Genomic DNA, 23,342 nt, shown 5'->3' with positions numbered 1-23,342 from the left:
GCTATTGCGCCGATACCCCTTCAAGGTCATTTACCCGACCGATAGCGAGATGTCGATCTATCAGTGGAATTCGGGTCTTGTTCCCGCGCGGCGAGCTCGCCTACGGTCACCTCGTTCCTGGTGGTCAGCTGCCGATTAAGGCCGCCGCCCGGGATCTCCCGTCCCCCCACGTGAGGAATTCCGCCATGCCTGCAAAGGGTAAGCACCGTCGGCCGAAGCACTACCGGATCACCCGCAAGCTCGCTCTTGCCGGCACCGGCGGCGCGGCCCTCACTCTCCCGCTGATCAGTGCGACCACCGCCGGGGCGGTGGAGACGGCCGCCGCCCCCACGACGTACTCCGTGGTCGCGGGCGACACCCTTTCCGAGATCGCGGCGAAGCACTCCGTGAGCGGTGGCTGGCAGCAGCTCTACGCGGCGAACCGGAGCGTCGTCGGTGACAACCCGTCGATCATCCGGCCCGGCATCAAACTGAAGCTCGGCGTCCAGGCGGAGGCCGACCGTGCGAGCAGGTCCGCCGCCCGGACCACCCTCACGCCCGCGGTCAAGACCGCCGCCGCCAAGCCCGCCACCGCCTACCCGAACAATCTCGACGGGTGGATCCGCGAGTCCCTCGCCGTCATGGCCAAGCACGGCATTCCCGGCTCCTACAACGGAATTCACCGCAATGTGATGCGGGAGTCCTCGGGCAATCCGCTGGCGATCAACAACTGGGACATCAACGCCCGCAACGGCATCCCCTCCAAGGGGCTGCTCCAGGTCATCGATCCGACCTTCCGCGCCTACCACGTTCCCGGCACCTCGACGAACTCCTACGACCCGGTCGCCAACATCACCGCCGCCTGCAATTACGCGGCCGCGCGCTACGGCTCGATCGACAACGTCAACGGGGCCTACTAGAAACCGGGGAACTCCCCGCGCCGGTTCACACCGGGCGACGCCGGGCGGCGCGGACGAGGATCCGCAGGGGCGCCGCCGGGCCGTAGCCGATGTCCCGGCGCAGGGCCGCGGCCCCCGCCCGCTCCACGGCGGTCAGCTGGTGCGCCATCAGTCCCGTCATGGTCGCGATGACGGGACGCAACCCGGGTTCGGCGAGGTCGCCGATGCCGTGGGCGGCGTCCAGCGCCGTACGGGCACGCCCGCACTCGGCGGCCAAGAGGGCGCGCACGGCCGGGGTGTCGCGGGCCCGTTCCAGGTCGGCGCGGGTCACGGAGTGCTCGTCGAGCCGGGAGCGCGGGATGCAGAGCCGGCCGTCCGCGAGGTCCCCGCAGAGATCGGCGAGGAAGTCCACGCGCTGGGCGGCGTCGACGAACCGCCGCCAGCCCGCGGCCTGTTCCGGGTCGGGACCGCCCTGGTACTGCAGTCCGGTGAAGACCAGCACCCCGGGCCACGCGTAGGCGTCGAGGTAGGCCTGGAAGTCCTCCTCCGCGGCGAAGCCGTCGAAGCCGGCCTCGGCGGTGGCGGCGCCCTCGAGGAAGCGGGAGACCCAGTGCGGGGGCAGTCCCCGGGAGTCCACCGCGTGCGCGTAGGCCCGCAGGAGGGGATCGGGGCTGTCCCCGGACTCCAGGGCCGCCTCCACCCGTTCGGACAACGCGGCGAGACCGGCGGCCCGCTGCTGCGGGGTACCGGTCTCGGCGACGTCGTCGACCAGGTTCATGAACGCGAGACCCGCGGCGAGAGCGGGCACCAGCGGCGGCGCGGCGAGCAGCCGCAGCGCCAGGTAGGGGGCTGGCTCGCGGCGGAGCACCCGGCGCGCGGCGCGGGTGTAGTCGTCGCGCAGCCGGGGGCCGGAAATGCCGGCCCCCGTGAGGGTGGTGCGCCAGCTGGGCATCGTGGTCGTACTCCTGAACGCGTCGGTCCGTACGTGCGTACGGGTAGACGATGTCAGAACTTGGTGACCTTCTTGACCTTGCCGTCGACTCCGGCGAGCGCGTAGCCGCCGCGGCCGTACTCGTCGATGAGGTAGGGCCGCATGCAGGGCACCTGGTCCATCATCCAGGGCTCGACGATCACATAGGTCGAGGTCGGCTTCTCGATGCCCACCTCCTTCTTGGTCTGCTCCAACAGGCCGGGCAGCGCGTCCCAGTTCACAGCGGCCATGTCGATGAGCGGCTCGCCCTCCTCGACCGTGCCGTCGGGGCCCGTGCGCTTGGCGGCGCCGTCGCGGTACTGCCAGGCGTCGACGGTATCGGCGCCGGGAGCGGTGGGGACCTTGGCGAGGACGTAGCCCTCGTAGACCTTGAGGTCCACGAAGGTGGTGGTGCCGGTCTTCTCCTTGAGCGCGTCCAGGGCGATCCGGATGTTCTCCGGGGTGAGCATGCTGCCGCGGGCCGCGGCGGCCTTGGACGTACTCGCCTTCGCAGCGGGGGTGGCAGCCGGGGTACCGCCCGAGGTGGCGACGGCGGGCCGGGTGGCGCGGGAGTCGGCCGCGCCGTCGTCCCCGGACTTCCCGTCGGGAATCAACTGGACGATCCCGACCACCGCGGCGGCCAGCACCACGGTCAGCGCTGCGCCGATCAGGGCCGTGCGCCTGCGCGGGGCGGGCGTCAGCGCGACGGGCGTGGTGGGGGCCGCGTAGGGGGAGGCGCCCTGGCCGAACGGCGGCGGGGTGGGCGAGCCGTACGGGCCGCCGTACGGGCCGTACTGACCCGGGACGCCGGGCGCGGCCGGTGCGCCCGGTCCGGCCGGCGCGGAGACCGCCGGTACGGAGACGGCGGGCGCGGCGGCACCCGGTGCGGCGACGACCGGCCCGGCGCCCGCCCCGTAGCCGGATCCGAAAGCGGCGCTCGCGGCCCGGAGCAGTTGTTCCAGCTGAGCCCCGTCGGGCCGGGCGGCCGGGTCCCGTACGAGCAGCCGTTCCAGTACGGGTGCCAGCGGGCCGGAGCGCACGGGCGCCGGGATCGGCTCGTCGAGCACGGCGACGACCGTCGCCAGGCTGGTGGCCCGGCGCAGCGGGTTGGTCCCCTCGGCGGCCACGTAGAGGAGCATGCCGAGCGACCACAGGTCGGAGGCGGCCAGCCCCTCCTCCCCGCGGACCCGTTCGGGCGCGATGTACTCCGGGGAGCCGATCAGCACGCCGGTCGCGGTGAGTCCGGTGGAGTCGTGCAGCGCGGCGATGCCGAAGTCGGTCAGCACGGCCGACCCGTCGGGACGCAGCAGCACGTTGGCGGGCTTCACGTCACGGTGGAGGACCCCCTCGGCGTGGGCGGCGCGCAGCGCGGACAGCACGTCGAGGCCGAGCCGCACCACCTCGGCGGGCGGCATGGGGCCGGACTCCAGGCGGTCGTGCAGGGACCCGCCCCGGACCATCTCCATGACGATCCACGGGTGCCCGTCCGTGCCCTCCGCGGGCTCGACGATGTGGTGGATCGTCACCACGTGGGGGTGGGCGAGACGGGCGAGGGCGCGGGCCTCGCGGACGGCGCGTTCGCGCATCTGGTCCGCGAGGCCCGGCTGGGCGGCGGCGGTCGCAGGGTCCGGCGGGCGCACCTCCTTGAGGGCGACCTCGCGGTGGAGGGCGATGTCGCGGGCGCGCCACACCGTACCCATGCCCCCGCTGCCTAGCGGTGCGACCAGCTCGAAACGGCCGTCGATCAGCTGTCTGCCGGCCTCACTCGTATCCATGGGCGCTCATCGTAGGGGGCGGCCGGATCAGCAGCGTCGGCGGTCCACCGTCAGCGTGCCCTGAGCGGTGGCCACCGTCCGGTCGTAACACCCACCAGGCGCTGCGGACCCGTACGACCGGTAGCGGGCGGACGTGGTGGCGACCGCGTGCCGCTGGTCGCGCGGGACGTTCGCGGTGTAGGTGGCGTCGCCCGTGTACCGGTCGTCGAGCCGGGAGCGGTCGACGGCCTTGCCGCCGCGCAGGGTGACGGTGTCGGCGCGGTCGCCGAGCGAGAGGACGGTGCGCAGCCGGTCGCCGGCGCCGAGGGTTGTCTCGCCGTCCATCGTGTAGGTGCGGTCGGTCCGCGTGGTGGTCGGCCCTCGCGTCACGCTCTCCTCGTCGGTCCACGTGGCGGTGAGCGCGTCCTGGTTCTGGCCGTCGGTCCAGCGGTGCACGGAGGTGCCCCGTACGGCGCGGGTGACGGTGGTGGCCACGCGGCCGCGGGAGGTGTTCAGGTGTCCGGCGACGGTGAGCCGGTGTGCGCCCTCGGTGTCCAGGCGGTGCTGCGCACCGGGGGCCGCGGGGGTCCATCGGGAGTGGCCGGTAGGATCGCCGGGCTCGTAGCGGGTCAGGGCGCCGGTGACGACCTCCCGGGCCCCGTCCTGCCAGAGCAGCAGGTTGGTGGGGGTGCTCCAGCCGCTCTGTCCGGCGGGGACCCCGGCGACGGAGACCTCGATGCGGTGCGGTCGGCCGTCGTTGAGGAGGGCGGCGTAGGGGGTGAGGTCGTAGCGGATCGGCTGGACGTCGAAGGCGCGCGGGCCGGGGGTGACGTACCAGAGGAAGGGAACAGGTAGCAGTAAGGGAGCACGTCTGACCTGCGGTTTCCCAGGAATCCCTCGGGATATCACCACACTTGGTGTGCCCGGAGTAGCCCCAGGTCACCCCGTGGATTCCCCGATCTTGCGCACCGCCAGGTGCCCGGGAGTGCCCGGAATCCGACGGTGCGTCAGAACCAAGGGGCGCGTCCTCATGCCGCGGTCGAGTCGTCGCGGGGCCCCGGGCGGCCAAGTCTCCTGAGCCATCCAACGGCGTCACTGTGCCAGCCATACCCAGGACCCCTGGGTCCCACCGATCTAACGAATGACCAGTTCAGACCCACAAGAAGAAGGTAGGACAGCGGTGAGTGCGGGGGCGCGGTCGAGCGTGATCCACCCCGCGACGGTCGGTGGGCCTGCGCCCTGGCCACGAGAGGACTCTCGTGGCCAGGGCGGTGCTACTTGGTGGTGCGGATGTCGACGAGGACGTGGTCGCGTCGCTGGGGGTCGGCGGCCTCGCCGACCGGCTTCCACTGGTTCTTGTCCACGTCGATGTTCTGCTCGGGCGCACCCTCCGCGGTCAGCGTGACGCTCGTCCGGTGGGTGGCGTCGCCCCGGATGCCGTAGACGGCGGGGATCTCCACGGTCAGTTGGCCCGAGCCGCCGGCGGCGCGGAAGCAGATCGTCCCGTTGGTCCGGGAGAAGACCTGGATCTGGCTTTCCGAGGAGGCGCAGTCGGCGAGCATGATGTGACCGTCGCCCCGCTTGAGGACGATGCCGAGTTCGGCACCGATCCGCGCGCCGTCGGGGTACTCGAACGTTTCGATGGCGTAGCCGGGGCCATCGGCGGCCACGGGCACCGCGGCGGGAGCCTGGGGGGTCTGAGCGGTCGCGATGGTCACCGCCGCTGCGGCGCAGATCGCGGTCGCTGCGGCCGTGGCGATGATCCGTCGTGAGATCTTCATCGTTCTTCCTTCTTTGTCTTTGTCGGAACGGCTCTTCAGATGAGATAGGCGACGCCGATGAGCGCGGCCAGGAATGCGAGGAGGAACACGAAGGTCTGTCCGCGGGACATGTCCTCCATGGGTTTCCCCGCGCGCTTCAGGTCGAGCTGGCGGGTGACGTACCCGGCGAAGACGATTCTCAGAATGACCAGAATGATCATGGTGGCGGTGTAGAGCACCAGCGGTGTCCTGCCCGCGTAACCGCGTGCGGCGGAGCCGCCGGCAATGGACACGGCGCCGACCAGGGGCAACGACCAGGCGATCAGCCGGTCCCGTGGGGTCGTGGTCATGGACTGCGCGGCCAGGCCGAGGGCGAGGCCGGACACGAGCGCGGCGATCCACCATTGACCGGCGGACAGGTTCGAGGTCAGCACGGAATCCCTTGTCGTGTGCGGCGCGTCTGCGGCGCGTGTACGACCCGGGCGGGCGGGGAGGGACTAGCTACCCTTCCCGCCCACCCGGGGAGGTGACGGTCTACCAGGTGAGCCAGCCGACGACGGTGGTCGTCCCGTCGGCCACCGCGCCCGCGGCACTGGACACCTTCTGGCCGACCGTCTTGGACACCTGCTCGCCCATCTTGCCGAGCAGCTTCCCCTTGCCGGTCAGGATGCCACCGAGCACGAACGCGCCGAGTGCCTGGTGGAACCGCGCGTCGTCCCAGCCGTAGCTGATGCCGTTGAGCAGCGCGCTCGCCCCCTGGAGTCCCAGGGAGACGAGGCCGACGACGCCGGCGGCCGCGGCCAGGGGCGGGAAGAACAGGGCGCCGACGCCCAGGACGACCGCAGCGCCTCCGGCGACCGTGCTCCAGTGGCCCGTGACCAGGGCCCAGTCCTTGGTGTCCTTGACGTCCTCCGGCCACAGCCCCCAGAGCTTGGTGTCGCCGTCGTCGTCGGCCTCCGTGGCCGGGGTGGTCCCCGCCTGCTCGTGGTGCTTCGCCTCCACGGCGGCCTGCTTCGCCGCGGCCACGATCTCGGCGTCCCGCTTCGCGGTCGCGATCCGATGGGCGTCACTGGCGGCCGTGGCGGCTTCCTGCGCGTCCTTGCCCGCCTGCTGGGCCGACGCCTGCGCCTGGGTGGCGGAGGACTGCGCATCGGCCGCGTAGGCCACCGCCTGCTGCGCGGACGCCACGGCGCGCCGCATGGAGTAGTTCGCCGTGCGGGCGGCGCCACGGGCGACGGACGCCGCGCTCTTCGCCTGCTGCGCCGACTGCGCGGCGGAGGCCGCCGACCTGTCGGCCGCGTCCGCGCTGTCACGCGCTTCCTTGGCAGAGTCCGCGGCGTCCTGGGCGTAGCCCTGCGCCTTGAGCGCCCAGTCAGAGGCCTCCTGCGCGGCCTGGCGCGCCTCGGCCGCCGCCTGGGCGGCGAGTGCGGCGTCCTGCTGCGCCTTCGCGGCGATCCGCGCGCCGTGGGCGATGGAGGCCCGAATCGCGGCGATGTGAGTGGCCCGGTCGTGGTCGAGGCGGGCGATGTTGTACTGGTCGTGCAGCACGAAGTAGCGCCGCATGCGGGCGGAGCCCTCCAGCACGATCTTCGCCGCGGACTGCATGTAGGGGCCGCCGCTGCCGAGGAGGCGGAACACCTCGACGTGGTCGTCCTCCTTGACCGCCTCCGCCAGCTCGATGTTGAGGAAGCGATGCAGCGCTTGGGCGCTGCCGTCGCGCAGCGCCGCCTCGGCCTTCGCCGTGACGGCCTTGCCGGGGTTCTCGCCCAGGATCCTGAATACCGTGACCCGGTTGTCCGTGGCGGCCGCCTCGATCACACCCTGATCGAGGAACCTCCGGGCGGCGTCGGGGTCGCCGCTGGCCAGGGCCTGATGTGCGGCCCCGGCGACCGCGGAGGTCGTCACCCGGGCGACGGCGACGACGTTCTCGCGGTCGTCCTGCTTCTGCGCGAGCAGGCGGTCGGTGTCGATCCAGTTGGCCACGTCGGCGTCGGTGCCGGCAAGAGCGAACTCCGCGGCCTCCCGCGTCCACGTACCGCCCGAGTGCAGGAGCCTGACGGCGGCTTTCCGGCCGGACGCGGCCGTGTCGGGGGCGCCTGCCTTCAACGCCGCCTCCGCGGCGGCGATCAGGTCCTTGGTCTCCGTCGTGGTCTGGTCCGCCTGTGTCCGCGCCCGGTCGGCCCGGACCGCGTCCTCGGTCTCCGCCTGCGCCCGCAGCCGCGCCTCCAGGACACCGAGCTTGGTGTCTTCCTCGATACGGGCGCTCTCAGCAGCGCGGGCCGCGACCTCGACCGCCTGGGCCTCCTTGATCGCGTTGGCGGCGGTGGTGGCCGCATCCATCGCGGCCTCCGCGTAGGCCGTGGACCGCTTGGCGTACTCGATCGCCTCGCCCGCGTGGTCCGCCGCTTCCTCGGCCGCTTCCGCAGCCTTGATCGCGTGGGCGGCGGCACTGCGGGCAGCGTCACGGGCGACACGTGCGGCGCTTGCCGCCCGGTTCGCGAGCGACTGCGCGGTGCTCGCGGCCCGCGTGGCCCGCGCGGCGGCGGCGTCGGCCTCGGCGGCAGCCTGCCGCGCCTTGGCGGCCTGCGACTGCGCGATGCCCGCCGAACTCGCGGCGTCAGCAGCGGCGTTGGCAGCCTGCGCGGCGTTCTGGGCCGCACCCGCCGCGGCGGAACCGGCCGCCGACGCCTGCTGCGAGGCGGAAGCCGCCTGATCGGCCGCGGCGGCCGCGGTGGTCGCGCGCTCGGCAGCCGCGCGCGCTCCCTGCGCCGCCTGGCGTGCGGCGCCGGCCTTGCTCGCGTCCGCCGAGGCGGCGATCGCGGCGTGGTAGGCGCGCGCGGCCGCGTTGCCTGCGGACGCCGCCGCGGCAGCCGCGGCCTGCGCCGCAGACGCGGCCCGACCGGAAGCGGCCTGCGCCATGCGGGAGGCCCCGATCGCGGTGGCAGCGGCGTCCGCGGCGCCGCGGGCGGCACTCGCCGCGTCGTTCGCGGCCGAGGCCGCCTTGCTCACGTCCTGCTGGGCGGCCCTCGCCTCGTCGGCCGCCTTCAGCGCGGCGGCCTTGGCCTCGGAGGCGGCCTTCTTCGCGCTGTCGGAGGCGGCGACGGCCTGCTCCGTCTGCAACTGAGCCCGCAGGCCCTCCCGCTCGACGATGGCGACCAACTGGTCGATGGTCGCGGCTTCCTCGTCACGGGCCCGCGCAATGTGCTGGCCGGCGCTCAGGAACTGGCGGATCGCCTCGGGCGTCCCCTCATTGAGAGCCCGTTCCGCGTACTTCTTCACCTCCGGCGAGGCGGTGGAGAGCACGGAGAAGACCTCGAACCGGTCGTCCTCCTGCTGCGCGGTGTACTGGGTGGTCGTCAGGAAGGTGTCGTACGCCTTCGCCGTCCCCAGGTCCAGCGCCTTCGTCGCCGCACGCTTGACGCCGCGACCGCTGTAGCTCATGACGGTGAAGACGGCGGCCCGCAGATCCGTCTCGAGCGCCTTCGAGTAACCGCCCGCCAGGAAAGCGGCGACGGCGCCCTCGCCGGCGGACAGTGCCGCACCGGCCGCCTGCTGCACCGACTTCCCCGCGTAGGGAAGGGCGGAGAGGATCGCGAAACGGTTGTCGTCCGCCTTGGCGGCGGGCAGTTGCGAGGTGAGGAACGCGGTGACGAACGCGGGGGATCCGGCGAGCGCTGCGGCAGCTCCTTCGCGGACGGCACGGCCCCCGGTCTTGTACGCCCATACGGCCTTGCCCCGGTCGGTGCCGGGCAGGCCGGTGGCCCCGCTCGTGCCCTCGGCGGCCCGCGCGGGCGCGGCGGCCAGGGTGAGGAGGGAAGGCAGCGCGGGAACGGCTGCGACACCGGCCGCGGTGCTGAGAACCCGGCGCCTGCTCCAGAATGCCGGCGGTAAGTCGTTCATGGTTTCCCCCGTTTTCGAACAGCGGCGCAGGCATGACAGCGGCATCCCCATTGCGCTGTTCAGTGAAGGTGGTTGGGCGACTGCGACATCGGTCTGCAGTGCGAATGCGCTTACCGTATGCCGCGGCAATCTGGAAATCAACCGTGGCTGATTGGCAGTCATTTTCAGACGAGACTGTCCGGAAACGAGCCAATGGGTGCCCCGAGGCCTCTTGGTGAGTCGATCGAACTGAAATCGGAAGACGTAATTCAGCCTTGTTCTGACGGGCAGTCCGATTGCATGCGGTAGCAACTGATCATTGTGGAATCCGCTTGCGGGCCGACGCGTGGTAGCCGATGCTGAGCCCGGTCATGCCGACGGCCTGCGCCCGACGCCCGACTGCCGGCGCAGCATAGGCTGTGCGGCAATTGTGCCGCTGATCTTGAGCGTGCATGATGGCGCAGTGGGCGGCTGCCGACAGCCTGTGGAGCCGCGCCCCAGGGGGAGACTTCATGATCCGGCTTTCCGCAACACCCGTAACCCGGGTGGACACCGGGGGCGGCATCACCCGGTCCAGCCCCGCTTTTAGGAACCCCCGCCCGTCGTCCGTATCCGTGGCGGAACGCATCAGGGCCGCGGATTCCATCTGCGTGCATCCACCGATGCGGAATCAGCGCTTTCGGGATGGTGCGCAGCCACCCGAAGGCCTTTCGCCTCGGTCGCCGGCGCCGTGAAAGCACGGTTGCGCGAGCAGGTCGAATCTCCGGTCGACGCCCCACCAGACATGAGCACGCGACGGAGCATCGCCGTGTGCCGGAATTTCGAATTCAAGGAGGAAGCATGCTCGCATTCCGTTCGCGCGCGGCGCGGATCAACGGCGCCCTGGCCGCCACCGCGTTAACGACTCTCGTGATGGTCCCCGCGACTTCCGCGACGGCGGTCACGGGTCCCGAGCCCGCCGCCGACACGCACCCCTACGCGGTGCGGCTCCAACTGGGCGGCGAAGTCGATTCCCGTGCCTGCACAGGCACTCTGGTCGACCGGTTCTGGGTCCTGACCGCCACCAGCTGCTTCGCGCCCCTACCCGGCAGCGAGGTCGCCGCCGGCAAGCCGGCCCTCAAGACCACGGCCATCCTGGGCAACGGCCAGGCTGTCGAAGTCACCGAGATAGCCCCGCGCAGCGACCGCGATGCCGCCCTCGTCCGGCTGGCCACGCCCGTCACCGACATCAGGACCGCTCGGCTTGCCACCTCGGCCGCGGCTTCCGGCGCCGACCTGACGGCCGCAGGGTTCGGCCGTACCAAGACCGAGTGGGTACCGGGCAAGCTCCACACCGGCGCCTTCAGCGTCACCGCCACCGACGCCACCTCCCTCACCGTCACCGGCAAGGGCGCCGACGCCCTCTGCAAGGGCGACACGGGCGGCCCGATGCTGAACGCCGCAGGCGAGCTGGTGGGCGTGAACAGCCGCTCCTGGCAGGGGGGATGCCTGGGCACGCCCGCCACGGAGACCCGTACGGGAGCCATCTCCACGCGCGTCGACGGCCTCGCCGACTGGGTACGGCAGGCCGGCCTCACCACCGCTTCGGTCCGCAACGCCCACAGCAACCTCTGCCTGTTCGTCGGTTGGCGCACGCCCGACAACGGCGCCCCAGCCCAGCAGGCCGACTGTGACCCGAAGTACGCCGACCAGCTGTGGAAGTTCGAGCCGGTCGCCGGTGGCGGCTACCAGATCCGCAACACCCACAACAACCGATGCCTCCTGGTGTCGTGGCGCACCCCGGAGCCGGGCGCGCCCGTAACGCAGTACGACTGCAACCCCGCGTACGCCGACCAGGTCTGGAAGCTCGATCCCGTTGCCAGTGGGGGCTACCAGATCCGCAACTCACTGAACAACCGGTGCATGTACGTATCGTGGCGCACCCCGGAGTGGGGCGCCCCCGTGGTGCAGGTCGACTGCGACGCGCAGTACGCCGACCAGGTCTGGAGGATCTGACCGGCCACCGGTGTTCTGCGAGGTTCCCGGCCTGCCACACCCGGTCGGGGACCTCGCCACGCCTTGGCGCAGACGGATGAAGCCCGCAAACCCGCACACGCCTGACGAAGGAAGAGACATGCCTGCGCCCCGCCCGCGCACCGCGCGGACCCCCGGCCTGCTGACCGTCCTCACCATGGTCTTGCTGCCCCTCGCCATGCCGGTGGCTCCCGCCATGGCCGTGAGCGGCCCCGAAACGGCCGCCGGACAGCTTGCTGCCGTCGTCAAACTCACCATCGGCGATGAAGACCGTGCACGTGCCTGCACGGGCACTCTCATCCATCAGCTGTGGGTCCTGACCGCCGCGAGCTGCTTCGCGGCCACCCCCGGTACGCCGGTCCCAGCCGGCAGGCCGGCCCTGAAGGCCACGGCCGCGCTCAGCGACGGCACGACAGCGGACATCCTTGAGATCGTCCCGCGGGACGACCGAGATCTCGCCCTGATCCGGCTCGTCACTCCCGTCACCACTGTCCGGCCCGCGATCCGGGCGCTTGGCCTGCCGCCCGTGAGCACCGATCTGACCGCGGCCGGGTTCGGCCGAACCAGAACCGAGTGGGTGCCGGACAAGCTCCGCGCCGGAACGTTCACTCTCGACGCGAGCACTCCCACAGGTCTGGGGATCACCGGCAAGGGTACAGACGTTCTATGCAAGGGAGACACGGGCGGCCCACTCCTGAACGCCGACGGACAGATCGTCGGTGTCAACTCCCGGTCCTGGCAGGGAGGCTGTCTCGGGTCCCCCGCAGCCGAGACCCGCACCAGCGCCCTTTCCGTCCGCGTCGACGACCTGGCCTCCTGGTTCCAGCAGACCCAGACCGCCGACTGGAAGGGCCCGCTGGTAAACGCCAACAGTGGCAAGTGCCTGGAGATCGAGAACTCACTGCGGACCAACGGCGCTCGCGTCCAGCAGTGGACCTGCCGCGACATGCCCACCATGCGATGGAACCTGCACTGGGCCGGAAACGGCTGGGAAGTCCGCAACGTCAACAGCGGTATCTGCCTGGAGATCGAGGACTCGCAGATGACCGACGGCGCCCGGGCCCAGCAGTGGACCTGCCACGACATGCCCACGATGCGTTGGGACCTCGTCAAGGGAAAGTGGGGCTACTGGCTCAAGAACCGCAACAGCGGCAAGTGCCTGGAGATCGAGGACTCGCAGATGATCGACGGCGCCCGGGCCCAGCAGTGGACCTGCCACGACATGCCGACCCTGGAGTGGACCTTCACGTCATGACCGGACCACTCACGGCACAAGGCCCCGGCTGCGATGCACCGGTTTGGTGTCAGAAGCCGTTGTCCTATCGATCTTGAGTGCGGTGTGATCGAAAGTGGCCGGTGGGGCGGGTGATTCTGCCGTGGCCGTGCATGAAGACAGGGCCTCTGGTGCAGTTCGGAGTTGCTGAGACACCGATCACGCCAGGAGGCCCTGTTGTCACCGTTGTACGTGGTCGAGGGTGTCCGGTTCAACTCGTCCGGCGGGGCGTGCGATTGCCTCGTTCACCGGTTCGGGAAGGCGGCTGATCAGCCCGACCGGGTCCGGGCCTATGGCACGGACCTGACGGACGCCAAGTGGCAGGAGATCCGGCCGCTGCTGCCGGTGCCGGCATGGATGGAGGGCCGGGGTGGCAGGCCGGAGAGCTACTGCCATCGCGTGATGTTGGACGCGGTCTTCTACGTTGTCGACAACGGCATCAAGTGGCGCAATCTGCCGGTCGACTTCCCGCCTGGGACCGGGTCTACGCATTCTGGCGGCGCTGGCGCCGATGCGGGCTGATCGGTGAGCTCCACGACCGGCTGAGGGGGAAAGTGCGCGAGGCGGCCGGGCGCGATCCGGAGCCGACGGCCGCGGTGATCGACTCACAGTCGGTGAAGGCCGACGCGGTGGTGGGGGCCGACAGCCGCGGCTATGACGGAGCCAAGAAGATCTGAGTCGAGGTAGTGCTCGGCGGGCTTCAGCCCGCGCTCGGTCAGCGCCTGCTGGATGGGGGCGGTCGCCTTCACATCGGGCACGGTCGCCTCGGTCGTGAACAGCAGCAGGGCAGCTCCCCCGCCGACCTCAACGAACCGCGCATGGAAGCCGGCTTGGCATCGCGGCTCTGGACCTCGACTGCACCGCAGACCGAGGTGATCAAGGCCTGCAACCGACACGCTCCATGTTCACACACCCGCCGAAGCCGGGCTGGACTCGCCGCCGCCGACAAGAACACCCGCCGCGCCCGCGTGCACCTCCCGAACTCCGCCGTCCACCAATCCCACTCCACCAGCACGGGACCCCGGTCAAACGGCTCCGCCTCGCCTCCGCGGCAGCGCACCCCGGCAGCGGCGTCCAGGGAGCTGCAGGCGCGAACGCCGCCCGGGCCGCCCTACGCCTCCACGGACTGCCGGCCGTCCTCCACCGGGCGCAACGCGCCTGATGGGCCGTGTGCGCGGGCTGGACGGTGCCCGGTTGCGAGACGTTTCTACCCCTTGGGCGTGGGCAGGACCGCCAGTGCGGTGCCTGCGACACTCCGCAGCGTCTCCGGGTCCAGGCCGGCCTTGCCTACCGCCTCGATACCCCGGACCACGGTCAACAGCAGTGCCGCCAACCGCTCCGGATCCGCAGCGCTATCGATGTCGCCGTGGCGCTGGGCGGCGCTGATCTCCGTCCGCAGCAGGGTCAGCAGTGCCGTCATGGTCTCGGCCGACCGTCCGGCGACCGTCGGATCGTGCTGGGCCAGTTCCGCCGCACCCTTGGCCAACAGGCACCCGCGGCGCTCGGTGTCGGAGGCGGCGTTCTCCGCCATGAGATGCACGTATCCCGACAGCCGGGCCAAGGCCCCTTCGTCCGGGCCACCTGCCAGCCGCCCTTCGGCCACCTCGACGACTGCGGTGCACCAGTCGCCGAACACACGGTGGAACAGCTTGCCCTTGTCGCCGAACGCGCCGTACAGGCTGCCCTTGCCCAGGCCGGTCGCCTGGGCGATGTCGTCCATCCGGGTTCCTGCATAGCCCGTCGCCCAGAACTGTTCCCGGGCCCGCTCCAGGACTTGACGTTCGTCGAATGCGCGTGGTCTCGCCATGCTCTCAGCCTACCCATTCTTGACTCGATCGTCCATTACTGACTAGGTTGTGGACGATCCATTCCACAACTGAAGGGGCTCGACATGCCAGGCGTGTTGCAGGAGAAGGTGGCCGTGATCACCGGAGGGACCAGCGGGATCGGGCTGGCCATCGCCCACCGCTTCGTCCGGGAGGGCGCACGGGTCTTCGTGACCGGCCGGGACATCGAACGCCTCGAAGCGGCGGTCAAGGAGATCGGCCCTGCGGCCACCGGCGTACGATCCGACGCCTCGGTCCTGGCCGACCTGGACGCGCTCTACGCCCGAGTCCGCGAGGAGGCCGGACGCATCGACGTACTGGTGGCCAACGCGGGAATCGTTGCGGACGCCGCGCTCGGCGCCCACACCGAGGCGAACGTCGACCTGACGCTCGCCGTCAACGTCAAGGGCCCACTCTTCACCGTCCAGAAGGCGCTTCCGCTGTTGGCGGAGAACGCCTCCATCCTGGTCATCGGCTCGAGCAACAGCGTGCGGCCCAATGAGCACCTCGAGGTCTACAGCGCCTCCAAGGCGGCGCTGAGCAACCTCGTGCACAACTGGGCCCGGCAGTCACGGGAGCGCCGATTCCGGGTCAACGTCCTCAGCCCGGGACCCACGCGAACCCCTGCCCTGCTGCGCGCCGCGGGGCCGGACGCCGACCGGTTCGCCGAGGCCGTCGTGCCACTGGGACGGCTGGCCGACGCCGAGGAAATCGCCGAAGCCGCCCTCTTCCTGGCTTCGGACGCCTCCTCGTTCGTCACCGGCGCCGAACTCTTCGCCGACGGCGGCTACACCCGGGCCTGAAAAGCCGGTCGGCCTGGCCCTGGGCGCCGCGAGCGGCATGATCACCGGCGGGCCCTCAAGCAGGCGTGGAAGATGATCGGCCACGACGACGATGCCCCTGACGCCACCGGCGAGGACCGCACCTGGCGGGAGGTCCGGTTCGCCGCGGCCCCGCAAGGTGCGATCTTCGCCGTCGTCAAGGCCGCCGTCGACCGGGCAGGAGCCGCCACGACCAGGCGCCTGACCGGCACCTGGCCCGGCTGAACCCCTCCAAGGGCGGAGCCGGCCCAGATCTCGAGGGCCAGCGCCCCCCAAAACCCGTAGCCCGAAACCATGGAGGAATGTCGTGGCCGCGCACCACCGGGTGATCCTGTGTCGTCGTCTCATGGGCCCGCAGTGAAACCCGGCCCGCCGGGGCCGGGCCAGGGTCGGTGCTCCGGCCCTGGCCGGTTCTGGACCGCCCCGGCCCGCCGCGCCGGCTCCGGTCCGGACGTCAGCGGGGCAGGACGACCACGCCGTCGTCGTCCGCGTGGACGGTGTCCCCGGCGCGGAAGGTGACGTCGCCGATGGTGACGGGCTCGTCGACCGCGCCGTCGCCGGTCTTGCCGCTCTTGCGGGGAACCGTGCCGAGCGCCTTGATGCCGAGGTCGAGCCCGCCGAGGGCGACGCTGTCGCGGACCGAGCCGTTGACGATCAGGCCGGCCCAGCCGTTGGCCTCGGCCGCGCCCGCGATGAGGTCGCCGACGAGGGCGGTGCGCGGCGAGCCGCCGCCGTCCACGACGAGGACCGCGCCCTCGCCCGGCGTGTGGAGGAGGGTGCGCAGCAGCGCGTTGTCCTCGTGGCAGCGCACGGTCCGTACGGGACCGGCGAACAGCCGGCGGCCGCCGAACTGGCGGAACCCGGTGGCGCAGATGGCCAGGGTCTCGCCGTACTCGTCGTACAGGTCGGCTGTGGGGACGGGGGTGACACTCATCTGGCTACCGGTTTCTTCGCTGCTCGTGCGCGTGCGTCGCGGTGGTGCGGCCAGCGTAATCCGCCGGTCGTCCGGCGCCGCGGGGCGTCTCGCAAACGCGGCGCGGGCGGCCCGAATCGGCTGGAACGTGACGGGTGGGCGGGCGGCCCGGGCGGTGGCGGGGTCCGGACCGGACCGCGTGCGGCCGGGTCAGTTCCGGGAGTTGCCGAACAGGATGCGGTAGCCGATCAGCAGGACCAGTGAGCCCGCGATGGCGGAGCCCCAGGTGGCGAGGTCGAAGAACTCGGTCTGGATGGGCTTGTCCAGGACCTTCGCCGACAGCCAGCCGCCGATGAAGGCTCCGGCGACGCCGATGAGGGTGGTCCCGATCAGGCCACCGGGATCCCGGCCGGGCAGCAGGACCTTGGCGATGCCCCCGGCCAGCAGTCCCAGGATGATCCAGCTGACGATCCCCATGTCCAGTCACTCCGCTTCGGTCGTTCGGGTGTTCCCCCGGGAGGACGCGCCCGGTGGCGGATCGGTTCTCCGCCGCTCAGACGGCCACGCGGCCGGCCACTACGGGGAGCTCGGCGCCCGTGACGGGGCCGGTGCCCGGACCGGAACCGGCGGAGGGCGTCCGGGTGAGCAGGACCACCCCGCGCGCCGCCAGGAAGGCTCCGGCGCCGGCCAGCAGCAGCCCCGGCACTCCGCCCTGAAGCCGTTCGCCGAGCAGGACCATGCCGATGGCGGCCGCGGCCAGCGGGTTGGCGAGGTTCACCACGGCCAGCGGGGCGCCGAGTCCGCCGCGGTAGGCCCGCTGCGACAGGAGCATCCCGCCGACGGCGAACACCATGACGAGCAGGGCCACGGAGACGACCCGGACGCTGAGCAGGGCTCCGCCGCGACCGGCCGCAACGGCCACCGTCTGGGTCAGCGCGGAAGCCGCCGCGGAAGCCAGTCCGGAGGCGGTCGCGTGGCGCAGGCCCGAGCGCGGGTCCTTGTCCGCGGTCAGCATCATGATCACGGCGAGGGTAGCCGTGGAGACGACCAGCGCCTCGATCAGCGTGAGGGTGTCGTCGGGGGCCGGCCCGGAGGCCGGGAGCAGCAGCAGGCCGAGTCCGGCGACGGTGGCCAGGGTGCCCCGCCATTCGGTGGCCGCCACCCGGCGGCCGGACCGGCGCGCCCCCAGCGGGACGGCGGCCACCAGGGTGAGCGCGCCGAGCGGCTGCACCAGGGTGAGGGGGCCGTAGCGCAGGGCCGCCGCGTGCAGCAGCGCGGCAGCGGCGTTCAGCCCGGCCGACCACCACCAGGCGCCGGAGCCCAGCAGGGCCTTGGCGGTGCGGGCGACGGCGGCCCGGGCGAGGCGTTCCTGGGCGACGGCGGCGGCCGCGTAGGCCACGGCCGAAGCCAGGCAGAGTCCGACGGCGAGGGCGGTGTCGTTCATTGTCCTGCTCCTACGGCCGCGTCCGCGCTCCGCGGGCGCGGCAGGCCTCGTACGGGGATGTCCTGGCCGGGCTCCGGGCCCGTTCGCGCGTCCGGACCCGGGCCCGGGCCCGCTCCCCGGTCCGGATCGGGGTCGCTCGTGCGCGGCTTGGGGACGAGCAGCAGGGCCGCCCACAGCAGGACGGCGGCCACGACGGCGTCGAGCCAGTAGTGGTTGGCGGTGCCGACTATCACGAGCAGGGTCAGCAGCGGGTGCAGCAGCCACAAGAAGCGCCACCGGGAGGAGGTGGCGGCGATCATGCCGAGCGCGAGCATCAGGGCCCAGCCGAAGTGCAGTGAAGGCATGGCGGCGAACTGGTTCGCCAGGGTGTCCTCGGCCGGTGCGGCCTTGTAGACGGTGGGCCCGTAGACCTGTGCGGTGTCGATGAGCCCGGCGGCGTCGAGCAGTCGCGGCGGCGCGAGGGGGAAGGCCAGGTGCAGGGCGAGGGCGGCTCCGGTGAGTCCGGCGAGCACGCGGCGCGTCCACAGGTAGTGGGCGGGGCGCCGGACGTAGAGCCAGATCAGGAAGAGCGCGGTCGCGGGGAAGTGGACGCCCGCGTAGTAGGTGTTCGCGGTGGTGACGAGGGCGTCCCCGTGCAGCAGCAGCCGCTGTACCGCGCCCTCGCCGGGCAGGTGCAGGAAGCGCTCGGCGTCCCACGTGCGCGCCGCGTTGCGGAAGGCCTCGTCGGTGCGGTCGGTCGAGAGCAGCCGGCCCGCCTTGTAGACGGCGAAGAAGCCCACGACGAGCAACAGCTCGCGTATGAGGCGGCGGCGCGCGGCTCTCGGTCCGGCTGCCGGCTCGGCAGGTGTGGTGTGGGAGGTCATCCCCCGGTCTCTCTTCCTGTTTACGCGCACAGCGACACGCCAGTGTATCGATACATTGGCGTATCGATACACTGGTGTACCGATACGGTCGCGTTCCCGTACACTTCCGTAGTGGAACCTGCAGCCGAGGCGCCCCCGAGGAGAGCCGCATCCATGACGTCGACACCGTCCCCCGCGCGCCGCTCCAAGATCACCCCGGAGCGTGAGCAGGAGTTCTACGACGCCGTCCTGGAGCAGCTGCGCGAGTACGGCTACGAGGCCCTGACCATGGAGGGCGTCGCCGCCCGGGCCAGCTGCGGCAAGTCGACGCTCTACCGGCAGTGGAAGACCAAGCCCCAGCTCGTCGCCGCCGCCCTGCGCGCCGGCCGCCGCGGCACCCTCGTCGCCGTGGACACCGGGTCACTGGCCGGCGATCTGCGCGAGGCGGCCCGGATCGCGGCCGGCACCTCCGGCAGGGACACCCGGCTGACCCAGGCCCTCGGGCACGCCGTCCTCAGCGACGAGGAACTCCAGGCCGCGCTGCGCGAGGCGCTGGTCGAGCCGGAGCTGGCCGCGTTCGCCGAGATGGTCGGACGGGCCGTGGCGCGCGGCGAGATCGCCGCCGACCATCCGGCCGTGGAGTTCCTCCCCGCCCAGCTGATGGGCGTGCTCCGGATCCGGCCGGTGCTGGAGGGACGGTACGCGGACGCCGACTACCTGGTCCGGTTCGTCGACGCCGTGATGCTCCCGTCCCTGGGCCTCACGCCTTCACGCCCCACCGCGCCCCTGGCCGACCGGGCCCCCTGAACCGGCGGGCCGCCGTCCTGATGACCTGACGGCGACCCGCCCGCGCTGCCTCGTGGGGACGGCGGCAGCGCGCCACCCGGACCGGGCGGCGGCCACTCACCCCAGGAGTGGCCGCCGTCCGATCCGTGCGGCTCCGCACCGGCCCGGACGACCGACTTCAGCGGAGCGCGCCCATGGTCCGGGCGAACGCCTCGGGGTCGGCTTCGAAGCCGTGCAGTCGCAGGTCGAAGGACCAGGGACCCGAGGCGTCTCGGGTAAATTCGGCGACGGTGGCCGCGGTGGCGGCGGTCACGGCCGCGAAGTCGCCCTGGGCCAGGTCGGTGTGGCCCTCACGGATCCGGAACCCGGCGCCGCCGATGTCGGCGAAGGTCCTGGTGGGGCCCGCGGCGCCGGCGTCGGCGTTCTGGATGACCACGCCGACCACCACCCGGCTCGACTCCGGCGCGATCCGGTGCAGCTCGATGGTCATCACCTCGTCGAAGCCGAAGCCCTGGCCGGTGTGGCTGTCCCGGTTCAAGGTGATGGTGCCGTCGGGCGACCGGCTGCCGAAGTGCACCAGCTGGACGGGCGTCCCGTGGAGGTCCGCGGCGCCGTAGACCGCGGCGACTATGTCGAGGTCGTTCGCGGGCGCGCCCGTCGGGCTCGGGTCCCACCGCAGCGCGAACTCCACCTTGGCCAGGCCCTTGCGTACACCGGTCACCGAACTCCCCCTTCGTTCACGGGCATTGCCCGTCCATGATCCCACGAGCCCCCCGGCCCGGCCCGAACGACCGCACGCTTCCGGCCACCTCGGCCGGTTCGACCGTGCGGCCCAGCCCGTTGCGGTCCGCCGCGCGCCGCGACGGAAATCCCCCGGTCGCGGCGGGAACGCGCGCGTAACCGGATGCGAACGGCCGCCCGTTACGGACAAAACCGATTTACGCCCCTATACCCGAGAGCGACCCGATAGCGGCACATTCCCGTCCGGTCGCACCGGACCCACCGTCGCGCCGCCCCTTTCCCCCGATCCGACCTCCGCCAACCGCACGATCGACGACTGTCCGGATCGTTATCCTCAAGTTTTGCTCAAATCTAGTGACGATAAGCCGTTCCGCTTCCTAGCTTCCTCGTACACGCGTCCAGACGTCCCCCACGTTCGCGCGGTTCCACGCGCCCCGGCAATCCCGGTGGCGCGCCCCGTGTTCCCCAGGAAAGAGTGCAGCATGAAGGTTCCCCAGGCCGGTGCGGTCGCCGCAGTGATCGCGATCGCCCTGACCGCCTCCGGGTGCGGCGTCTTCGACGATGGGGACCAGGGGGAGGGGACCCTCGCCATCGGCATCAAGTTCGACCAGCCCGGCATCGGCATGCGCGAGACCGACGGCACCTTCACCGGATTCGACGTCGACGTCGCGACGTACGTGGCCAAGGAACTCGGCTACAAGTCGAACAAGATCGAATTCAAGCAGGTCTACAGCAACGACCGCGAACTGCTGCTCCAGTACAACGAGGTCAAGTTCGTCGTCGCGAGCTATTCGATCAACGAGAAGCGCAAGGAGAAGGTCGACTTCGCCGGACCGTATTTCGTCGCGCACCAGGACCTGCTGACGCGCGCCGGCGACGCTTCGATCACCAAGGCCGAGGACCTCAATTCGAAGAGCCTGTGCTCGGTCTCCGGCTCCACCTCGGCCGAGAACCTCCGCAAGAACCTCGCCCCCAAGGCGGGCCTGCTGGAAATGGGCGGCTACGCGGACTGCGTCGTCGCGCTCCAGGAGGGCCGGGTCGACGCCATGACCACCGACAACTCCATCCTGGCCGGGTACGCCGCCCGGAAGGGCAACGAGAACAAGTTCAAGCTGCTCGGCCAGAACCTGAGCAACGAGAACTACGGCATCGGCGTCAAGAAGGGCAACAAGGAGCTCCAGCGCAAGATCAACGACGCGCTGAAGAAGATGGTCGCGGACGGCTCCTGGGAGGCTGCCGTGAAGAAGAACTTCGGCGAGAACTACCGGTACGAGCCGGCTCCGGCGATCATCCCCGTGAGCTGACGTCCGGCGCGGCGGTGGCCGCGCCCGACCTCCTGCCGACACGACCCGACGGCCGTGACCCCTCGCACGGGGTCACGGCCGCCCGTGTGATCCGTGAGCCCGCTCAGGCCACTGGGGCCTTGCCGCGCAGCACCGTCAGGAACTCCCGCATCCAGCGCGAGTGGTCCGGCCAGGCCCGGGCCGAGACCAGGGTGCCGTCGACCACGGTCTCGGAGTCCTCGAACTCGGCCCCGGCCGCCTTCATGTCCAGTTCCAGCGCCGGGTACGCGGTCACCCGGCGGCCGGCCAGGCCCCCGGCCGCGGCCGTGATGAGCGGGCCGTGGCAGATCTGGGCGATCGGCTTGTCGGACTCCGCGAAGGCGGCCAGGATCCGACGCACTTCGGGGTCGTTGCGCAGGTACTCCGGCGCCCGGCCGCCCGGGACGACCAGGGCCGCGTAGTCCTCGGTGACGACGTCCGCGAAGGCCAGGTCGGCGGGCCAGGTGTAGCCGGGCTTCTCGGTGTAGGTGTCGAAGCCCTCCTCGAAGTCGTGCACCACGAACCGCAGCTTCTTCACCTGCGGCGCCGCGATGTGGACCTCGTACCCCTCCTCGCGCAGGCGCTGGTACGGATACAGGACCTCCAGCGATTCGGCCGCGTCGCCGGTCACGATGAGGATCTTCACTGCCATGGGCTGCTCCAGAGGGGGCTGGTCACGGTCGTTCCGGCCCCACCGGGGCCACCGCTACCCTGCCCGCGGCGCGCGACCGGCACACACGAAGGTCCCCCATTCCCGACACACGGTTTTCACCTGTTCGGCACATGACAATGTGACCCTCGCACTGCCACTGACACTCCGCCAATTCCCCGGGCGGGGACGGTGCGTATGGAGAGGTACCCCCCACCCGATGAGAATCTCGCGCCTGACCCCTTGGGCTGCCGGCCTCGCCGCCGCCGCCCTGTTCGCCGTACCGGCGGCCGCGTCCGCCGGCCAGCAGCGCCAAGCCGCCGCGGAGAACCCGGCGGCCGCCGCGGCGGACCCGTACGCGGACTACTACGCGAGCGCCCGGGGCAAGACCGGGCCCGCCCTGAAGACCGCCCTGCACGACATCATCAAGAGCCAGTCCAAGGTGACCTACGAGGGCGTGTGGAACGCCCTGAAGGTGACCGACGAGGACCCGGCGAACCCGAACAACGTCATCCTGGTCTACTCCGGCCGCTCCCAGTCCAAGACCACGAACGGCGGCGGGGTCAACGACTGGAACCGCGAGCACGTCTGGGCCAAGAGCCACGGCGACTTCGGCACCGCCACCGGCCCGGGCACCGACCTGCACCACCTGCGCCCGGAGGACGTCACCGTCAACAGCACCCGGGGCAACAAGGACTTCGACAAGGGCGGCAGCCCGGTCGGCGAGGCACCGGGCAGCCGGACCGACGCCGACTCCTTCGAGCCGCGCGACGCGGTCAAGGGCGACGTGGCGCGGATGCTGCTGTACATGGCCGTCCGCTACGACGGTGGTGACGGCTTCGCGAACCTGGAGCTGAACGACAAGGTCAACAACGGCTCCACTCCCGCGATGGGCCGGATCAGCCTGCTGAAGCAGTGGAACCAGATGGACCCGCCGGACGCCTTCGAGCAGCGCCGCAACCAGGTCATATTCGACCGGTACCAGCACAACCGCAACCCGTTCATCGACCACCCGGAGTGGGTCAACTCCATCTGGTGACCGGGGCCCGCAGTCACGGCGTCCTCCGGGGTTGGGCCGCGTCAGGCAGGGTATTCCCCTGGCCAGAGGCTGCGACCCGCGCCCGACGGCAGCAGCCGGCGGAGGTACGCCGTGATGGACGGAGCCGGACTCTCCGATCGCGAGCAGCGCGCCCTCTCGGCGATCGAGGCCGAACTCAAGGGTGACCGTTCCCTCGACCGGATCCTGCGGTCCGCCACGTCGCACCGGCGTCACCGCACGGTGGCCGCCTGGCTGCTCGGTGCGACGGCGGCGGTGCTGTTCGTGGCGGCCTCGCTCACCGTCTCCCGGCTCCTGATCTGGGTCTTCGCCGCCGTCTGGACGTCCGCGGTGCTCCTGGCGCTGCCACTGCTCGGCCAGTGGGTCCAGCGCCGCCGCGTGCGCGTCGACCGCACGGGGCGGCCGTAGGACCGG

22 protein-coding genes and 2 pseudogenes are annotated in these 23,342 nt (G+C 71.5%); 10 read left to right on the top strand and 14 right to left on the bottom strand.

Annotated elements, in window-relative coordinates; translation table 11 throughout:
* Positions 1–185 precede the first annotated feature (185 nt).
* Positions 186–899: a LysM peptidoglycan-binding domain-containing protein gene (locus OG594_RS41880; RefSeq protein ID WP_266607627.1), complete on the top strand. Its 714-nt coding sequence runs from the start codon at positions 186–188 to the stop codon at positions 897–899.
* A 25-nt stretch (positions 900–924) separates the two neighbouring features.
* On the opposite strand, the gene OG594_RS41875 is transcribed toward OG594_RS41880, so the two are convergent.
* From OG594_RS41875 to OG594_RS41850, 6 genes and pseudogenes are all read right to left on the bottom strand, one after another.
* Positions 925–1,830 (bottom strand): squalene/phytoene synthase family protein, encoded by a 906-nt coding sequence (locus OG594_RS41875; RefSeq protein WP_266607626.1) that lies wholly within the window; start codon positions 1,828–1,830, stop codon positions 925–927.
* A gap of 53 nt (positions 1,831–1,883) precedes the next feature.
* Positions 1,884–3,623, bottom strand: coding sequence for a serine/threonine-protein kinase (locus tag OG594_RS41870; RefSeq protein WP_266607625.1), 1,740 nt, complete (start codon positions 3,621–3,623; stop codon positions 1,884–1,886).
* Between the two features lie 27 nt (positions 3,624–3,650).
* Positions 3,651–4,448: pseudogene (locus OG594_RS41865) on the bottom strand (peptide-N4-asparagine amidase); the annotation flags it as partial.
* A gap of 428 nt (positions 4,449–4,876) precedes the next feature.
* On the bottom strand, positions 4,877–5,383 hold the full coding sequence (locus OG594_RS41860; RefSeq protein WP_266607624.1) for a hypothetical protein: 507 nt from the start codon (positions 5,381–5,383) through the stop codon (positions 4,877–4,879).
* A 35-nt stretch (positions 5,384–5,418) separates the two neighbouring features.
* Positions 5,419–5,796, bottom strand: coding sequence for a hypothetical protein (locus OG594_RS41855; RefSeq protein ID WP_266607623.1), 378 nt, complete (start codon positions 5,794–5,796; stop codon positions 5,419–5,421).
* 100 nt (positions 5,797–5,896) lie between these two features.
* A complete protein-coding gene (locus OG594_RS41850; RefSeq protein ID WP_266607622.1) occupies positions 5,897–9,262 on the bottom strand; it encodes an ALF repeat-containing protein in 3,366 nt (1,121 codons plus the stop codon).
* Between the two features lie 819 nt (positions 9,263–10,081).
* Here OG594_RS41850 and OG594_RS41845 point away from each other — a divergent pair.
* The 3 genes from OG594_RS41845 (at position 10,082) to OG594_RS41835 (ending at position 13,049) form a co-directional block, all read left to right on the top strand.
* Positions 10,082–11,236, top strand: a complete 1,155-nt coding sequence (locus OG594_RS41845) for an RICIN domain-containing protein (protein WP_266607621.1) — start codon at positions 10,082–10,084, stop codon at positions 11,234–11,236.
* A 118-nt stretch (positions 11,237–11,354) separates the two neighbouring features.
* On the top strand, positions 11,355–12,509 hold the full coding sequence (locus OG594_RS41840) for an RICIN domain-containing protein (RefSeq protein ID WP_266607620.1): 1,155 nt from the start codon (positions 11,355–11,357) through the stop codon (positions 12,507–12,509).
* Positions 12,510–12,704: 195 nt separating this feature from the next.
* On the top strand, positions 12,705–13,049 hold the full coding sequence (locus tag OG594_RS41835) for a transposase (protein WP_266607619.1): 345 nt from the start codon (positions 12,705–12,707) through the stop codon (positions 13,047–13,049).
* A gap of 83 nt (positions 13,050–13,132) precedes the next feature.
* On the opposite strand, the gene OG594_RS41830 is transcribed toward OG594_RS41835, so the two are convergent.
* Positions 13,133–13,285, bottom strand: coding sequence for a hypothetical protein (locus OG594_RS41830; RefSeq protein WP_266607618.1), 153 nt, complete (start codon positions 13,283–13,285; stop codon positions 13,133–13,135).
* Positions 13,286–13,734: 449 nt separating this feature from the next.
* A complete protein-coding gene (locus OG594_RS41825) occupies positions 13,735–14,334 on the bottom strand; it encodes a TetR/AcrR family transcriptional regulator (RefSeq protein WP_266607616.1) in 600 nt (199 codons plus the stop codon).
* An 84-nt stretch (positions 14,335–14,418) separates the two neighbouring features.
* Here OG594_RS41825 and OG594_RS41820 point away from each other — a divergent pair, with 84 nt between their 5' ends.
* Together OG594_RS41820 and OG594_RS41815 are read left to right on the top strand one after the other, a co-directional pair.
* Positions 14,419–15,156, top strand: a complete 738-nt coding sequence (locus OG594_RS41820) for an SDR family NAD(P)-dependent oxidoreductase (RefSeq protein ID WP_266607615.1) — start codon at positions 14,419–14,421, stop codon at positions 15,154–15,156.
* A gap of 37 nt (positions 15,157–15,193) precedes the next feature.
* Positions 15,194–15,399 (top strand): annotated as a pseudogene (locus OG594_RS41815) (DUF4235 domain-containing protein).
* A gap of 229 nt (positions 15,400–15,628) precedes the next feature.
* On the opposite strand, the gene rraA reads toward OG594_RS41815, so the two are convergent.
* The 4 genes from rraA to OG594_RS41795 all read right to left on the bottom strand — a co-directional run bounded on the left by rraA (position 15,629) and on the right by OG594_RS41795 (position 18,394).
* Positions 15,629–16,108 (bottom strand): ribonuclease E activity regulator RraA, encoded by a 480-nt coding sequence (rraA, locus tag OG594_RS41810; RefSeq protein ID WP_266607614.1) that lies wholly within the window; start codon positions 16,106–16,108, stop codon positions 15,629–15,631.
* 189 nt (positions 16,109–16,297) lie between these two features.
* Positions 16,298–16,564: a GlsB/YeaQ/YmgE family stress response membrane protein gene (locus OG594_RS41805; RefSeq protein ID WP_189744401.1), complete on the bottom strand. Its 267-nt coding sequence runs from the start codon at positions 16,562–16,564 to the stop codon at positions 16,298–16,300.
* A gap of 76 nt (positions 16,565–16,640) precedes the next feature.
* Positions 16,641–17,531 (bottom strand): DMT family transporter, encoded by an 891-nt coding sequence (locus OG594_RS41800; RefSeq protein ID WP_266607613.1) that lies wholly within the window; start codon positions 17,529–17,531, stop codon positions 16,641–16,643.
* Positions 17,528–18,394, bottom strand: a complete 867-nt coding sequence (locus OG594_RS41795; RefSeq protein ID WP_266607612.1) for a phosphatase PAP2 family protein — start codon at positions 18,392–18,394, stop codon at positions 17,528–17,530. Before OG594_RS41795 ends, OG594_RS41800 begins: the two co-directional genes overlap by 4 nt.
* Positions 18,395–18,547: 153 nt before the next feature.
* Between OG594_RS41795 and OG594_RS41790 the strand changes: the two genes are divergently transcribed.
* Entirely contained in the window at positions 18,548–19,180 is a 633-nt protein-coding gene (locus OG594_RS41790; protein ID WP_266607610.1) for a TetR/AcrR family transcriptional regulator, read from the top strand.
* Positions 19,181–19,337: 157 nt separating this feature from the next.
* On the opposite strand, the gene OG594_RS41785 is transcribed toward OG594_RS41790, so the two are convergent.
* Positions 19,338–19,880 carry a TerD family protein gene (locus OG594_RS41785; protein ID WP_266607609.1) on the bottom strand — a complete coding sequence of 181 codons (543 nt, stop codon included), beginning with the start codon at positions 19,878–19,880 and terminating at the stop codon, positions 19,338–19,340.
* A gap of 502 nt (positions 19,881–20,382) precedes the next feature.
* On the opposite strand from OG594_RS41785, the gene OG594_RS41780 reads away from it, so the two are divergent.
* Positions 20,383–21,204, top strand: coding sequence for a glutamate ABC transporter substrate-binding protein (locus tag OG594_RS41780; protein WP_266607608.1), 822 nt, complete (start codon positions 20,383–20,385; stop codon positions 21,202–21,204).
* A gap of 103 nt (positions 21,205–21,307) precedes the next feature.
* On the opposite strand, the gene OG594_RS41775 is transcribed toward OG594_RS41780, so the two are convergent.
* Positions 21,308–21,874, bottom strand: coding sequence for a DJ-1/PfpI family protein (locus tag OG594_RS41775; RefSeq protein ID WP_202197863.1), 567 nt, complete (start codon positions 21,872–21,874; stop codon positions 21,308–21,310).
* Between the two features lie 217 nt (positions 21,875–22,091).
* Between OG594_RS41775 and OG594_RS41770 the strand changes: the two genes are divergently transcribed.
* Positions 22,092–22,910: an endonuclease I family protein gene (locus tag OG594_RS41770; protein WP_266607607.1), complete on the top strand. Its 819-nt coding sequence runs from the start codon at positions 22,092–22,094 to the stop codon at positions 22,908–22,910.
* A 114-nt stretch (positions 22,911–23,024) separates the two neighbouring features.
* The gene (locus OG594_RS41765; RefSeq protein WP_266607606.1) at positions 23,025–23,336 is read left to right on the top strand and encodes a DUF3040 domain-containing protein; all 312 of its coding nucleotides are present in this window, start codon (positions 23,025–23,027) and stop codon (positions 23,334–23,336) included.
* Positions 23,337–23,342 lie beyond the last annotated feature (6 nt).

It is taken from the genome of Streptomyces sp. NBC_01214, from assembly GCF_026340975.1.
In the GTDB taxonomy this organism is placed as follows: domain Bacteria; phylum Actinomycetota; class Actinomycetes; order Streptomycetales; family Streptomycetaceae; genus Streptomyces.
This window is presented reverse-complemented; position numbering and strand designations above follow the sequence as displayed.